This is a genomic window from Tamilnaduibacter salinus, assembly GCF_003096655.1.
GTDB classification, from domain to species: domain Bacteria; phylum Pseudomonadota; class Gammaproteobacteria; order Pseudomonadales; family Oleiphilaceae; genus Tamilnaduibacter; species Tamilnaduibacter salinus.
In genome coordinates, this window is sequence record NZ_QEKQ01000002.1 from 139,303 (window position 1) to 153,441 (window position 14,139).

Consider the following 14,139-nt stretch of genomic DNA (forward strand, 5'->3'; position numbering starts at 1 on the left):
GTGCTTCAGTCCTTCAGTTCAGGGCGGTCCCGGAAGTGAGACAACGCTTCGGGATTGGCGAGGGCGTCCTGGTTCTTAACCGGTTCGCCATGGACCACCTTGCGTACGGCCAGCTCCACAATCTTACCGCTGAGCGTACGCGGAATGTCAGGCACCTGAATGATCTTCGCCGGAACATGGCGTGGTGTCGTGTTCTGCCGGACCGTCTGGCGGATCTGCTGGCAGAGATCGTCGTCCAGCGTCACATCGTCACGGAGGCGTACGAAGAGCACAACGCGCACGTCATCCTGCCATTGCTGGCCGATGGCGAGGGATTCCAGCACCTCGTCGACCTTCTCCACCTGGCGATAGATTTCCGCGGTACCGATGCGCACGCCCCCGGGGTTGAGTACCGCGTCCGAGCGCCCGTGAATGATCACGCCGGTCTGAGCGGGCGCGCTGTCGGTGTGCTCGTGTGGCACCAGCTCGCCATAGTCGCCGTGGGCCCAGACGCCGGGAAAGCGGCTGAAGTAGGCCTTGCGGAAGCGCACGTTGTCCGGATCGTTCCAGAACCCGACCGGCATGGACGGGAAGGCGTTGCGGCAGATCAGTTCGCCTTTGCCGGTGGGGAGGGGCTGGCCTTCGTCATCCGCAAACGCCACGTCCATGCCCAGTCCGAGACACTGCAACTCGCCCCGATAGACAGGCAGTGTGGGATTGCCCAGTGCAAAGCAGGAGACGATGTCGGTGCCGCCGGAAATGCTGGAGACACACACGTCTTCCTTCACGTCCCGGTAGAGATAGTCAAAGCTTTCGTGGGAGAGCGGACTGCCGGTGGAGAGCAGGGCATCGAGATGGGCCAGGTCGTGGCTTTCCCGAGGCGTGAGCCCGGCCTTTTCGCAGGCCGCATAGTATTTGGCACTGACGCCGAAAATCCGGATCTGTTCCCGCTCGGCCATGTCCCATAGCACGGAAGGCCCGGGTGAGAAGGGCGAACCGTCGAACAGCACCACCGTCGCTCCCAGGGCAAGACTGCTCACTACCCAGTTCCACATCATCCAGCCACAGGTGGTGTAGTAGAAGACCCGGTCCCGTGGGCGGATGTCCGTGTGCAGGCCCAGTTCCTTGAGGTGCTGTAACAGGGTGCCGCCGATGCCATGCACAATGCACTTGGGCGCGCCGGTGGTGCCGGACGAATACAGAATGTACAGCGGTGCGTTGAAGGGCATCCGTGTGTAATGGGTTTCCGGCGCGGTATCGAAGACATCATCCCAGTCAGCGCCCGGCGCATCGTCCCGCCAGGGAAGGCCATCGAGGTTGTCGACCCGGATCAGGCGGCGCAATGTTGGCAGCTCATCGCAGATGGCATCGACCCGTTCGCGGGTGTCGATCGGTTTGCCGTTGTACTGGTAGCCGTTGATGGCAATGAGGACTTTGGGTTCGGTCTGACCGAACCGGTCGATCACGCCATGCAGACCGAAGTCGGGCGAGCAGGACGTCCAGACGCCGCCGAGCTGACTCGTGGCCAGCATGCCGACAATCGCCTCAATCCCGTTGGGCACGAAACCGGCGACCCGGTCACCGGGCTGAACCCCTTCCTGTTTGAGAAAACCGGTCAGCAACTGGGACTGACGCCGCAGTTCCCGGAAGGTCAGGGTCCGGCGTCGACCGTCCTCCCGGTGCTCAATCAGGGCCGTGTCCTCCGGGTTGCCGGCGGCCAGCAGATTCTCCGCAAAATTGATTCGAGTCTCGGGGAAAAACCGTTCCCCGACGACTGGCGCTTCCGTCTCGGTCACCGGGCCGTCCCACGACGCCTGAACATTGAAATAGCGCGCAATGGCCGCCCAGAACTCTGAGTGGTTGTCGACGGTCCAGCGGTGGAACGTGTCGTAGTCGGCCTCGACCGGTGCCTGCTCTGTGGCCAGTTGACGCCGGAAGTCCATCAGCCGGCTGTTATCGATCCGGTTCTGGTCGGGTTGCCAGAGAATACGGTCGCTCATGGTCGTCAGTCGTGCTCCAGTCTCGGTAGTCGTTCAGGGGGATGGGGCCAGGGCGCGCCCCACGCGTGAGGGGTTGGCGCGGTTCAGCCGGTTGCAGATGTCATTTCCCAGCGCCGCAACGGCGTTCAGATCAACGCCGGTTTCCAGGCCTTCACCCGCCAGCAAGTAAAGCACATCCTCGGTCGCCACGTTGCCGGTTGCCCCGTGGGCATAGGGGCAGCCGCCAAGGCCGGCGACGGCGCTGTCGAAGGTCCGGATGCCGCGTTCCAGTGCGGCGTGGATGTTGGCGATGGCCTGCCCGCGGGTGTCGTGGCAGTGCAGGGCCAGCCGATCCGTCGCAACGAGGGGCATGACGGCATCCAGCAGCCGGTGGATCTCGCGCGGACGGGCCACGCCGATGGTATCCCCGAGGGACACTTCGTCGACCCCCAGGGCCATCAGTTGCTCGACAACGTCCGCGACCTGCCCCGGTTGAATCGGTCCTTCATAAGGGCAGCCCACAACGCAGGAGACATACGCCCGGACGGGCTTGCCTGCCGAGCGGGCGCCGGCGACAACGGGCCGGAAGCGTTCGATGCTCTGCTCAATGGAGCAGTTGATGTTCTTCCGGTTGAAGCTCTCAGAGGCCGCCGTGAAGACGGAAATCACATCGGCGCCATTTTCGAGCGAGAGATGGAGTCCCTGATCGTTGGGAACCAGTACTTCCGCTGTCACACCGTCCCGACGACGGATCGCGCCCAGCACCTGATCGGTGTTGGCCATCTGGGGTACCCACTTCGGGGAGACAAAACTGCCCGCTTCGATCCGGCGCAGCCCGGCGTCTACCAGCCGATTGAACCAGTTCGCCCGGCGGTCCGGTGCGACGGGAGAGGGCTCGTTCTGGAGCCCGTCCCGCAGGCCGACTTCGACGATCTCGACGCGGTCATTACTCATTCGCTTGTCTCCTGATCCGGCTCGAAAGCCACCAGTTCCTGGCCGGCGCCGACCGAATCGCCCATCCCGCAATGGATGGCCGCCACGGTACCGTTAGCCGGCGCACGCAGGGTGTGCTCCATTTTCATGGCCTCCATGACCACAAGCGCGGTACCCGCTTCCACCCAGACGTTGGCCGTACCGGGCACATCGGTAATTCGCCCGTGCATCGGCGCATGCAGCGCGTTGTCCTGGCCGTCGGATTCTTTCTGTTCCTCCGGGTGGTTGACCAGGGCCGTCCAGTGGTTGGCGTTCGCGAACACGCCCAACTGTTCGCCATGGGCACACGATGCCAGAACCACGTCGCGTCCGCCCAGTGAGACGATTGTCTCATCGGCATTGGCCCCTGGCCGCCACCGGATCGTCTGTACCGGCCGGTCAGCGTCGAGATGCAGGACCGCCCGGCCCGGCGCCTGCAGCTCGTAGTTCAGCCGCCTGTCTGTCTGACCGATGCTCAACTCGCAGGGCTGCTCCCGTGGACCGCCGAGTCGGAAGGCGTCGGCGAAGGACCACGGATCCGCATCGGGCGTTGCGGCTGTCCGCTGATACCACGCGAGCCAGGTCAGGGCCTGTTGCTCGTCGTCCGTGAAGGGTGTCGCGTGTAACGAGTCTTCATACTGCTCGATAAAATGCGTGGTCAGGTCGGCGCGGGCAAAGGCCGAATGCGACAGTACCCGGTGCACGAACCCGGTGTTCAGGGTCACGCCCTGAGCCCGGTAACGGATCAGCGCGTCTGAAAGACGCCGACGGGCCGTCTCCCGGTCCGGCCCCCAGGCGATGACCTTCGCGAGCATCGGGTCGTACCAAGGGGTGATGGACAGTCCTTCGGCGACGCCCGAATCCACACGCAGCCAATCCGTCTCCTGCGGTTCCTGGAGCCGGTACAGTGTCCCGGTTGCCGGCAGAAAACCGTTGTCAGGGTCCTCGGCGTAGACCCGCGCCTCCATGGCGTGGCCATCCCGTGACAGGTCCGCCTGCGCCCAGGGCAATGGTTCGTTGGCCGCCACGCGGAGTTGCCATTCCACCAGATCCAGTCCGGTAATCATCTCCGTGACCGGGTGTTCCACCTGAAGCCGGGTGTTCATCTCCATGAAGTAGAAGTGCCCACCAGGTTCGTAGAGAAATTCCACGGTGCCTGCGCCGGTATAGCCAATGGCTACGCCGCACCGGATCGCGGCTTCACCCATCGCCTGACGTACGGAGTCGGACAGACCGGGCGCGGGCGCTTCCTCGATGATCTTCTGGTGGCGGCGCTGCACCGAGCAGTCCCGGTCAAACAGATAACGACCGGCGCCGTGGCGATCAAACAGGACCTGGACTTCGACGTGCCGGGGATTTTCAAGGTAACGCTCAAGCAGGAGGTGAGGGTCGCCAAACCCGGATTCGGCCTCGCGTCGTGCCGAGGCGATGGCTTCGTCCAGCTCGTCCGGCCCTCGCACAACGCGCATGCCCTTGCCGCCGCCACCCGCGCTCGCTTTGATGAGCAGCGGGTAGCCGGTGTTGTCCGCCTCGGCCCGTAAACGCTCGTCGCTTTGTTCATCGCCATGGTAGCCGGGCACCAGTGGTACATCGGCCTCGGCCACCAGCGCCTTGGCGGCGCTTTTGGAACCCATGGCCCGGATCGCTGAGGCGGGCGGGCCGATAAAGTGGATGCCATGGTTGGCACAGGCGGCCGCCAGATCGGTGTTTTCCGACAGGAAGCCATAGCCAGGGTGAATGGCGTCGGCGCCGGTATCGCGGGCGGCCTTGATTATGGCATCCACGTTCAGGTAACTCTGGCTGGCCTCCGCGGGACCGATGCGAACCGCCTCGTCCGCCGCCAGCACGAACGGCGCATCGTGATCAGGGTCGGAAAAGACAGCGACCGTGTGAACGCCCATTCGGCGAGCGGTCCGCATGATGCGGTGGGCAATCTCGCCGCGGTTGGCGACCAGCAGGGTGCGGATGGGCGTCTCAGTCATACTGGCTCTCCTTTACCCAGCGGGCAGGGCGCTTGTCGAAAAAGGCGGACAGCCCCTCCTGGGCTTCATCACCGGTTCGCAGTCGGGCGATCTGGCGTGCCGTGAAGTCCATCAGATCGTCGTCGGGCTGATCCTGCCCGATGCAAGCGATCAGCGTCTTGCAGGCAGCCAGCGCTTCAGGGCCGTTCTTCAGTAGCCGATCCAGCATGGCATCGATAGCGTCGTCCAGATCGTCGTCGGGAATCACCTGATGCACGAGATTGAGATCAACGGCCCGCTCCACATCAATTTCCTCGGCGCTGAGGAAATAGCGCCGTGCCTGACGGAGCCCCATAGCGCGAACCACATAGGGGCCGATGGTGGAGGGGGCCAGCCCCAGTCGTGTTTCGCTGAGGCAGAAGCGAGTATTCTCCGCGGCCAGGACGATGTCGCAGCAGCTCACGAGCCCTAGTGCACCGCCAAACGCCGCGCCCTGGACGCGGGCGATGGTGGGGGCAGGGAACCGATCAAGCGTATCCATGAGCCGGGCGAGGGTGCGTGCGTCGTCAATGTTCTCCGCTTCGGAGAGCTGGGCGCTCTGTTTCATGTAGCCCAGGTCCGCACCGGCGGAGAAGTGTCGGCCTTCGCCGGCGAGCACGAGTGCCCGGCATTCCGGCGCGTCCCTGGCCTGGTCCAGGGCGTCAATGAGCGCGGCAATGATTGGCCCACCGAAGGCGTTGCGTTTATCGGGGCGGTTGAGCGTGACCCAGGCCACGCCGCGATCATCCATTTCGTAGAGAACGGTTTCGTCGGTCATGGTCACATCCGGAAAATGCCGTAGTGAGTGTCTTCAGGGGGCGCATTGAGCGCAGCCGAAAGGCTCAGGCCCAGTACCCGCCGGGTGTCTGCCGGGTCGATGACGCCGTCATCCCACAGCCTGGCGCTAGCGTATTGCGGCGTTGACTGGCGTTCGAACTGCTCGACGTAGGGTTGTTTGAACGCCGCTTCTTCGGCGTCCGTCCATTCCTTCCCTTTGCGTTTCAGCCCGGCCCGTTTGACGTCGGCCAGTACGCCGGCGGCCTGCTCGCCACCCATCACCGCGATGCGGGCATTGGGCCACATCCACAGGAAACGGGGTTTGTAGGCGCGCCCGCACATGCCGTAGTTCCCCGCGCCGTAACTGCCACCGATGATGACGGTGAGGCGTGGGACACGGGAGCAGGCAACGGCTGTCACCATCTTGGCGCCGTGCTTGGCAATGCCGCCGTGCTCGGCCTCCTTGCCGACCATGAAGCCGGTGATGTTCTGGAGGAAGATCAGCGGGATCTTCCGCTGGTTGCACAGCTCAATGAAGTGCGCGCCTTTCTGGGCGGATTCAGAGAACAGGATGCCGTTGTTGGCGACAATCCCCACCGGCATGCCGTACAGATGCGCAAATCCGCACACCAGCGTCGTCCCGAAAGAAGCTTTGAACTCGTCGAACTCCGAGCCATCCACCAGCCGGGCGATCACTTCGTGCACGTCATAGGGCGTCCGCAGATCCGTCGGAACCACACCGTAAAGCTCTTCCGCCGGATAGAGCGGTTCCTCCGGTGTCTTCATGGTGAGGCTCGCCGGTTTGCGATGGTTGAGGTTGGCGATGCAGTGCCGTGCCCGTTCCAGCGCTTCGGTTTCCGAATCGGCCACATGATCGGCCACGCCGGAAATGCCGCAGTGCACGTCCGCACCGCCCAGTTCTTCGGCGCTCACGGATTCGCCCGTAGCCGCTTTCACCAGTGGCGGTCCGGCGAGAAAAATGGAACTCTGACCCCGCACCATAATGCTTTCATCGGCCATGGCGGGTACGTAGGCGCCGCCGGCGGTGCACAGGCCCAGCACAACCGCAATCTGGGGGATGCCTTTGGCCGAGAGATTGGCCTGGCGGTAGAAGATGTGGCCGAAGTCGTCCTCGTCCGGGAACACCTCGTCCTGCCGCGCCAGGTTGGCGCCGCCGGAATCCACCAGATAAATGCAGGGCAGGCGGTTCTCTTCCGCAATCGTCTGCGCCCGCAGGTGTTTCTTGACCGTCAGCGGATAGTAGGTGCCCCCTTTCACGGTCGGGTCGTTGGCGACGATCATGCACTCGACGCCTTCCACACGACCAATGCCGGCAACCGCACCGGCCGCCGGCACCTCTTCTTCGTAAACGCCCTCGGCGGCGAACGCACCGACTTCCAGGAAGGGAGAGCCGGGGTCCAGCAACCGCGCGATGCGCTCGCGGGGCGGCAGCTTCCCCTTGTCCCGCTGGCGCTGTTGCGCCTGCTCACCACCGCCGAGCGCGATGCGTTCGCGCTGTTCGCCCAGCTCGGTAACGAGGGCGGTCATGTCGGCGTGTCGGTCGCGGAATTCCGCGCCGTCGCGGTCAACTTGTGTGTGAAGCACGCTCATGATGATTCCTTGAACAGTTCCCGGCCGATGAGCATCCGGCGGATTTCCTGGGTGCCGGCGCCGATCTCATAGAGCTTGGCGTCCCGTAGCAGACGGCCCGTCGGGTATTCGTTGATGTAGCCATTGCCGCCGAGGATCTGGATGGCTTCCAGGGCCATCTTCGTGGCACGTTCGGAGGTATACAGGATGGCACCGGCGGCGTCCTTGCGGGTGGTTTCACCCCGGTCGCAGGCCTGCGCAACGGCGTACAGGTAGGATCGCGAGGCGGCCAACTCGGTGTACATGTCCGCCAGTTTGGCCTGGATCATCTGGAACTCGCCGATCGGCTGGTCGAACTGTTTGCGTTCGTGAACGTAGGGCACGACCTCGTCGAGGCAGGCTTGCATGATGCCGACGGGGCCACCCGAGAGCACCACGCGCTCATAATCGAGACCGGACATCAGCACCTTCACACCCTGGTTTTCGCCACCCAGGATGTTCTCTTCCGGAATCTCAACGTCCTCGAAGATCAGCTCGCAGGTGTTGGAGCCGCGCATGCCCAGCTTGTCGAGTTTCGGCCCCCGGGAGAAACCGGGCCTGTCGCGTTCGACAATAAAGGCGGTGATGCCGTGGGGCCCCTTGTCGGCATCCGTCTTGGCGTAGATCACGTAAGTGTCGGCGTCCGGGCCGTTGGTGATCCACATCTTGCTGCCATTGAGGATGAAGCGGTCCCCCTTGCGGTCGGCACGCAGTTTCATGCTGACCACGTCCGAGCCAGCGTTGGGCTCGCTCATGGCCAGGGCACCGACATTCTCGCCGGAAACCAGCTTGGGCAGGTACCGGGCGCGTTGCTCGTCCGTGCCGTTGCGGAAGATCTGGTTGACGCAGAGGTTGGAGTGGGCGCCATAGCTCAGGCCGATACTGGCGGAGGCGCGACTGATCTCCTCCATGGCGATCACGTGGGCGAGATACCCCATGTTGCTGCCGCCGTATTCCTCGCTGACGGTCATGCCCAGCAGCCCCATCTCGCCGAGGCGAGGCCAGAGGTCGTTCGGGAAGGCATTCTCCTGATCGGTTTTCTCGGCAATCGGTGCGATCAGGTCGGTGGCGAACTGGTTGACCTGGTCACGGAGCATGTCCGTGGTTTCGCCCAGTCCGAAGTTGAGGGATGTGTATTGGCTTTTCATGATGGCCTCGACTCTTGTGGTTATTGGATGGCGCCTTACTGATCGACGGCCTGGGCCAGTCTTTGCGGCGCGGGTGCCTCGTCATTGCGGTGATCACTGCCGCGGAGGGCTTCCAGGCAGCGTTCTTCGGCCGCGTCCAGCTCATTCTGCATGTCCTGGATGTCCAGCAGCTGCTGCTGAAGTGCCTCGCGACGGTTCAGAATTTTCTCCCGCAGAGCGAGCAACTGATGGATGTTGTCCGACGTCGGGTCGTACATCTCGATCAATTCACGGGATTCGGCGAGACTGAACCCGAGACGCTTGCCCCGCAGAATCAGCTTGAGCTTGACCCGGTCGCGGTCGGTATAGAGACGGGTCTGCCCCTCCCGTTGGGGGTGAAGCAGGTCGCCTTCCTCGTAGAAACGGATCGTCCGGCTGGTGACGTCAAACTCCCGGGCCAGATCCCGGATGGTGTAGATCGCTTTCTTCTCGCCCATGTTGTGATGTTCCTCTGACGTTTACGTAAACGTAAACCCGAGGGCGGGGAATGCGCAAGCATTCTTTTCGGTTCGCAGAGGAAAGTCGTAGGAACGGGGGAGAGACCGGCCACTCTGTTGCCGATGTCCGAGTCTTTCCGCGGATTCCGTGGCTTAATTGGAGTTCTGACGCAGCCGCTCGCGAAGTTCCTCCAGCCGTTGGCGTACCTGTTCCCGGCGTGGATCGGAGCGGCGTTGGGCGTTGGTGCGGCTCTGGGAGGCAGAGGGCGTGGTGGGAGTGGTCCGGCTGGCCGTCTGCACCGAAGCGCCTTGCTCATCCTCTTGCGGGAACGTCAGCGTCTCCAGTTGACCGCGACGTTCAATGACAATGCGGCGGGGGTGGATGGCGCGAAGAGTGGCCTCTCCGGGCAGGGTGTCTCCGAGTGTGTAGGCTTCCGTCTGACCGCGTGAGTCTTCAACCAGAGCGCTGGCGGGCGCTTTCTCGTCGCCGGCCATGGCGCCCCGCAGAGTGAGTCGGAGATTGGTTTCCGGCAGATCGTCGGTTTCGACCGGCTCCGGATCGCTGTTGTCGCCTGCCTTGCCAAAGAGGTTGACCGACGTCAGTGGTGGGAGCTCCGCCTGCCCGGTTTCTGCCTTCAAGGGCTGTCCGCCGGCGTCGGGCTCGGACCCGATCGCCGCCTCGGACCTCAGTTGCATGAAGGCCCATCCCTGCCAGCCCAGTGAGGCCAACATACCGGCGGTCAGCAGGGCCGTCAGAAGCCAGGGCAGTCGTTGGGTCCATTCATTCATCGGTCAGTGGTGACTCCGTTCAGAGGTCAGCCCGGCGTTTCCGGGATGCCCGCAGTGATTGAGTGCCGTATAGTGGCGGTTTTGGGAACCAGTGAACAAGTCTGCAATACAACGGTCCAAGAAGTCTGTTAAGGGTTCCATATCCCTATGATAATCTTTGCGACCGGGTTGGAACGGATCAAATGGACGATAGATTGACTCAACACGAAGAACAACCACCCATGCAGGACGCGCCGGTGGCCCGTTTGCCATTTGCTTTCGCCCGACGGCATGGCGTCATCCTGACCTGCGACGACCACGGAGCGGCCACGATCCTCGTTCGTCCGGGGGCGTCCACAGCCGCGTTGGCGGAAGCCAACCGCATCAGTCAGGGCCAGGCACGTTTCCAGACAATTGATCCGGACTCCTTCGATGAAGCGCTGAACGAGGCTTACCAGAACGACTCCAATGAAGCCATGCAGATGGTGGAGGGGATTGGCGATGACATGGATCTGGCGAGCCTCGCGGACTCCGTGCCGGAGACCGAGGATCTTCTGGAGCAGGAAGACGACGCGCCGATCATTCGTCTGATCAACGCCATCCTCACCGAGGCTGTTAAGACCAATGCCTCGGACGTCCACATCGAAACGTACGAAAAACGGCTGGTGGTGCGCTTTCGCGTCGATGGTGTCCTCCGCGAAGTGGTTCAGCCCAAACGGGCCCTCGCACCGTTGCTGGTGTCGCGGATCAAGGTTATGGCGAAACTCGACATCGCCGAGAAACGCGTCCCTCAGGACGGCCGCATCTCGCTGCGGGTGGCCGGCCGGGAAGTGGATATCCGGGTCTCCACCATGCCCGCATCCAACGGCGAACGCATCGTGCTGCGTCTGCTGGACAAGCAGGCGGCCATGCTGAATCTCGAGTCACTGGGCATGATGCCCCGTGACCTCGAACTGATGAAACGCCTCATTCACCAGCCTTACGGCATCCTGCTGGTGACCGGGCCGACCGGTTCGGGTAAATCCACATCGCTCTACGCTGCCCTGACCGAGATCAACGACCGCAGCCGCAACATCCTGACGGTGGAGGACCCGATTGAATACAACCTTTCGGGCATCGGTCAGACCCAGGTCAACACCAAGGTGGACATGACGTTTGCCCGGGGCCTGAGGGCGATCCTGCGCCAGGACCCCGATGTGGTAATGATCGGTGAGATCCGGGATCTGGAGACCGCGGAGATCGCCGTCCAGGCCAGTCTGACCGGCCACCTGGTGATGTCGACGTTGCACACCAACACGGCGGTGGGCGCGATCACCCGGCTGATCGACATGGGCATTGAGCCGTTCCTGATTTCCTCCAGTCTGGTGGGCATCCTGGCCCAGCGTCTTGTTCGGGTTCTGTGTTCGGAATGCCGTGAGCCCCACAAGGCGGATGAAGAGGAGTGCGAATTCCTGCAGCAGGATCCCGACAATCCGCCGACCATCTACCGGGCCACCGGTTGTCCGGAGTGCAATCAGCTGGGGTATCGCGGTCGGCTGGGGATTTACGAACTGGTTGAAGTGGGGGAATCGCTGCGCAACCTGATTCACCGGAATGCCGGCGAGCTCGATCTTGAGTACGAGGCCCGGCACCATGGGCCGAGCATCCACGCTGACGGCGTTGCCAAGGTTCTGGATGGGCGGACGACAATCGAAGAAGTCCTGCGCGTTACACATCGGAGCTGATTACCATGCCAGCGTTTGATTACAGCGCGCTGGATTCGCGCGGGAAACAGAAAAGCGGCGTATTGGAAGCGGACAGTGCCCGCGCGGTTCGCCAGCAGTTGCGGGAAAAGGGGTTGACGCCGCTGTCGGTGGACGCTTCCAGCCGCTCGCGGAACGGGGGCAGGAGCCAGATCAGCTTTGGCCGTGGTGGCAGCAGTCTCAGCGCGGCGGATCTCGCGCTGGTCACGCGCCAGATCGCCACACTGATCCAGTCCGGGATTCCGGTTGAGCAGGCGCTGTCCGCAGCGGCCCAGCAGTCTGAGAAACAGAAGCTTGAGAGCATGTTGGTGGCCATCCGGGCGAAGGTGATGGAAGGGCACACGCTGGCGGACAGTCTGGCGGAGTTTCCCCGGGCATTCCCGCGGCTGTTCCGGTCCACCGTTGCCGCAGGGGAGCATGCCGGTCACCTCGATCTGGTCCTGAACCGGCTGGCGGATTACACCGAGGCCCGGCAGGAGGCCCGTCAGAAGATTCAGCTGGCGGCGATCTATCCCATCATACTGACGTTTGTGGCGCTGGCCATCGTGGTCTTCCTGCTGACCTACGTGGTGCCGGACATCATCGAGGTGTTTGTCCGTCAGGGGCAGGAGCTACCGACTCTGACGCAGGCATTGCTGGCGATGTCGGACTTCCTGGCGGGGTACGGCCTATATCTGCTGCTGCTACTGGTGGTGGCATTCATCGGGTTCCGTATGGCATTGCGCCAGGAACGGTATCGATTGCGTTACCACCGCATGTTGCTGCATCTGCCCGGCCTGTCCGGGATGACCCGTGGCGTCAACACCGCCCGGTATGCCAGTACGCTGGCCATCCTGACCACCAGTGGGGTGCCGCTGGTTGAGGCCATGCGGATTGCGGGGGAAGTGCTGTCAAACGATTATCTGCGGCAGCGTCTTTCGGAGGCGGCCCAGACGGTCAGTGAGGGCGGTAGCCTGCAGAAGGCGCTGGACAACACCGGCTATTTCCCACCGATGATGCTGCACATGATCGCCAGCGGGGAATCCAGTGGGGAGCTGGACAACATGCTCGAACGCACCGCCCGCATGCAGGAGAATACCCTGCAATCAAAGATTCAGACGATGGTGTCACTGTTCGAACCGCTGATGCTGCTGGTGATGGGGGGTGTGGTGCTGATCATCGTGTTGGCAATTATGTTGCCCATTCTGAATATGAGTAATCTGGTGGGCTGAGGACGGGTGTCCATAGCGACCAAACCCATTGCAAACAACCAAGGGATGAAGAAAACGATGCGTCGATCCGACGGTTTTACGCTGATTGAAATCATGGTGGTGATGGTGATTCTGGGCCTCCTGGTTGCCATCGTTGCGCCCAACATCATGGGCCGCAGTGACGAGGCGCGGGTGACCGTGGCGAAGACACAGATGGGCAACATCGCCAATGCCCTGGACCTGTATCGACTGGACAACAGTCACTATCCGTCCACGCAGCAGGGCTTGCAGGCGTTGGTAACGCGCCCGTCGGGCAGCCCCGAGCCCAGCAACTGGAATCCGGAAGGGTATCTCAACAGCGTGCCGATTGACCCCTGGGACAACGAGTACCAGTACATCAGTCCGGGTACGGAAGGCCCTTATGATCTGTATTCCTACGGTGCCGACGGCCAGGAAGGTGGCCAGGGGATCAACGCGGACATCAGTGTCTGGGATACCGAACAGCAACAGCAATAAGGTCTGGCCGGAGCGGGTGTGAGACGTCGGAACGCGGGGTTTACGCTGATTGAAATCATGGTGGTACTGGTCGTTGTCGGCCTGCTTGCCGTGATCGCAGTCGTGAATCTTGGCTCCGGCGGGCAGCGTCAGGCGCTGGAGAATGACATCCGGGAACTGTTCCTGCTCATGCAGACCGCCTCCGAGGAAGCGGTCTTCAATAATCAGGAGCTGGGTGTGCGCGTGACGGATGAGGGCTACCGGTTTCTCGCGCTCGATCCGCTCGAAGAATCCTGGGAGCCGCTCGGCGAGCGACTTTTCGAGCCACGGCAGTGGTCCGAGGGTGTGGTGGTGACGCTGGATGTGGACACCTCGTTACCGGGCCTCGCCTCGGGAGAGGACGATGGCGGAGAGGAGGAGGCGCTCCAACCCGACATCGTGTTCTTCTCGAGCGGCGAAAGTACCGCTTTTGAGTTGGTTTTCAGCCCGCGTGGTCGGGACGAAGTCCGCCACCGCCTGGAGACCGACGGTCTCGAGCCGATTGAGTGGCTTCGCCCCGGCGAGTCCGATGACTGGGAAGAGGAGTAACGCCATGGGTTCGGCAACGGCACCATCCGCCCAGCATGGCTTTACCCTGATTGAGGTACTTGTCGCGGTACTCATCTTCGGGCTGATTGCCACAACCGTCTCTGAGGTCGCCTCCAACTACATCGGCAGTTTTGAACGGGTCCGGGACAAGACCCGCGCGAGCTGGATTGCCCAGAATCGTATGGCGGAGCTGCACCTTGCCGAGAACTATCCGTCGGTGTCGGAGAAGACCGATGAGCTGACCTTCGGCAATACTGACTGGGAAATCGATCAGGTCGTGAGTGCCACCCAGGAACCACGCATTCGGCGTATTGAATTGACCGTCTACCGCCTGACGTCGGGGGATCGGTGGCAGGAGCTGACGTTAACGGGGTTTGTCGGTGATTTCTAACGGCT

The 14,139-nt window shown here is 62.6% G+C and carries 13 protein-coding genes; 5 read left to right on the forward strand and 8 right to left on the reverse strand.

Going from position 1 to position 14,139, the window contains the following annotated elements; genetic code table 11:
* Positions 1–5 precede the first annotated feature (5 nt).
* From C8D92_RS03265 to C8D92_RS03300, 8 genes are all read right to left on the reverse strand, one after another.
* On the reverse strand, positions 6–1,979 hold the full coding sequence (locus tag C8D92_RS03265; RefSeq protein ID WP_095611316.1) for an acetoacetate--CoA ligase: 1,974 nt from the start codon (positions 1,977–1,979) through the stop codon (positions 6–8).
* A gap of 33 nt (positions 1,980–2,012) precedes the next feature.
* On the reverse strand, positions 2,013–2,912 hold the full coding sequence (locus tag C8D92_RS03270) for a hydroxymethylglutaryl-CoA lyase (protein ID WP_095611317.1): 900 nt from the start codon (positions 2,910–2,912) through the stop codon (positions 2,013–2,015).
* Positions 2,909–4,912: an acetyl/propionyl/methylcrotonyl-CoA carboxylase subunit alpha gene (locus C8D92_RS03275; protein ID WP_095611318.1), complete on the reverse strand. Its 2,004-nt coding sequence runs from the start codon at positions 4,910–4,912 to the stop codon at positions 2,909–2,911. Before C8D92_RS03275 ends, C8D92_RS03270 begins: the two co-directional genes overlap by 4 nt.
* Entirely contained in the window at positions 4,905–5,708 is an 804-nt protein-coding gene (locus C8D92_RS03280; protein ID WP_095611319.1) for an enoyl-CoA hydratase-related protein, read from the reverse strand. Before C8D92_RS03280 ends, C8D92_RS03275 begins: the two co-directional genes overlap by 8 nt.
* 2 nt (positions 5,709–5,710) lie before the next feature.
* A complete protein-coding gene (locus tag C8D92_RS03285; protein ID WP_095611320.1) occupies positions 5,711–7,318 on the reverse strand; it encodes a carboxyl transferase domain-containing protein in 1,608 nt (535 codons plus the stop codon).
* A complete protein-coding gene (locus C8D92_RS03290; protein ID WP_095611321.1) occupies positions 7,315–8,484 on the reverse strand; it encodes an isovaleryl-CoA dehydrogenase in 1,170 nt (389 codons plus the stop codon). The genes C8D92_RS03285 and C8D92_RS03290 overlap by 4 nt, the downstream gene beginning before the upstream one ends.
* A 35-nt stretch (positions 8,485–8,519) precedes the next feature.
* Positions 8,520–8,960: a MerR family transcriptional regulator gene (locus C8D92_RS03295; protein WP_095611322.1), complete on the reverse strand. Its 441-nt coding sequence runs from the start codon at positions 8,958–8,960 to the stop codon at positions 8,520–8,522.
* 153 nt (positions 8,961–9,113) lie between these two features.
* Positions 9,114–9,749, reverse strand: coding sequence for a type II secretion system protein N (locus tag C8D92_RS03300; RefSeq protein ID WP_095611323.1), 636 nt, complete (start codon positions 9,747–9,749; stop codon positions 9,114–9,116).
* A gap of 182 nt (positions 9,750–9,931) precedes the next feature.
* On the opposite strand from C8D92_RS03300, the gene gspE reads away from it, so the two are divergent.
* The 5 genes from gspE to gspI are packed head-to-tail and all read left to right on the forward strand — an operon-like array spanning position 9,932 to position 14,134.
* Positions 9,932–11,452 (forward strand): type II secretion system ATPase GspE, encoded by a 1,521-nt coding sequence (gene gspE, locus C8D92_RS03305; protein ID WP_095611324.1) that lies wholly within the window; start codon positions 9,932–9,934, stop codon positions 11,450–11,452.
* Positions 11,453–11,457: 5 nt separating this feature from the next.
* Positions 11,458–12,681 (forward strand): type II secretion system inner membrane protein GspF, encoded by a 1,224-nt coding sequence (gene gspF, locus C8D92_RS03310; RefSeq protein ID WP_095611325.1) that lies wholly within the window; start codon positions 11,458–11,460, stop codon positions 12,679–12,681.
* 45 nt (positions 12,682–12,726) lie between these two features.
* On the forward strand, positions 12,727–13,176 hold the full coding sequence (gene gspG, locus C8D92_RS03315) for a type II secretion system major pseudopilin GspG (RefSeq protein WP_095611342.1): 450 nt from the start codon (positions 12,727–12,729) through the stop codon (positions 13,174–13,176).
* An 18-nt stretch (positions 13,177–13,194) separates the two neighbouring features.
* Positions 13,195–13,743, forward strand: a complete 549-nt coding sequence (gene gspH / locus C8D92_RS03320) for a type II secretion system minor pseudopilin GspH (RefSeq protein ID WP_228151186.1) — start codon at positions 13,195–13,197, stop codon at positions 13,741–13,743.
* A gap of 4 nt (positions 13,744–13,747) precedes the next feature.
* Positions 13,748–14,134, forward strand: a complete 387-nt coding sequence (gene gspI / locus C8D92_RS03325) for a type II secretion system minor pseudopilin GspI (RefSeq protein ID WP_116918387.1) — start codon at positions 13,748–13,750, stop codon at positions 14,132–14,134.
* Positions 14,135–14,139: the final 5 nt, after the last annotated feature.

Coding starts and splice junctions, on each gene's coding strand:
- gspG (WP_095611342.1), top strand. CDS start 12,727: ATGAAGAAAACGATGCGTCGATCCGACGGTTTTACGCTGATTGAAATC.
- gspF (WP_095611325.1), top strand. CDS start 11,458: ATGCCAGCGTTTGATTACAGCGCGCTGGATTCGCGCGGGAAACAGAAA.
- C8D92_RS03295 (WP_095611322.1), bottom strand. CDS start 8,960: ATGGGCGAGAAGAAAGCGATCTACACCATCCGGGATCTGGCCCGGGAG.
- gspE (WP_095611324.1), top strand. CDS start 9,932: ATGGACGATAGATTGACTCAACACGAAGAACAACCACCCATGCAGGAC.
- C8D92_RS03285 (WP_095611320.1), bottom strand. CDS start 7,318: ATGAGCGTGCTTCACACACAAGTTGACCGCGACGGCGCGGAATTCCGC.
- C8D92_RS03265 (WP_095611316.1), bottom strand. CDS start 1,979: ATGAGCGACCGTATTCTCTGGCAACCCGACCAGAACCGGATCGATAAC.
- C8D92_RS03270 (WP_095611317.1), bottom strand. CDS start 2,912: ATGAGTAATGACCGCGTCGAGATCGTCGAAGTCGGCCTGCGGGACGGG.
- gspI (WP_116918387.1), top strand. CDS start 13,748: ATGGGTTCGGCAACGGCACCATCCGCCCAGCATGGCTTTACCCTGATT.
- C8D92_RS03300 (WP_095611323.1), bottom strand. CDS start 9,749: ATGAATGAATGGACCCAACGACTGCCCTGGCTTCTGACGGCCCTGCTG.
- C8D92_RS03290 (WP_095611321.1), bottom strand. CDS start 8,484: ATGAAAAGCCAATACACATCCCTCAACTTCGGACTGGGCGAAACCACG.
- C8D92_RS03275 (WP_095611318.1), bottom strand. CDS start 4,912: ATGACTGAGACGCCCATCCGCACCCTGCTGGTCGCCAACCGCGGCGAG.
- C8D92_RS03280 (WP_095611319.1), bottom strand. CDS start 5,708: ATGACCGACGAAACCGTTCTCTACGAAATGGATGATCGCGGCGTGGCC.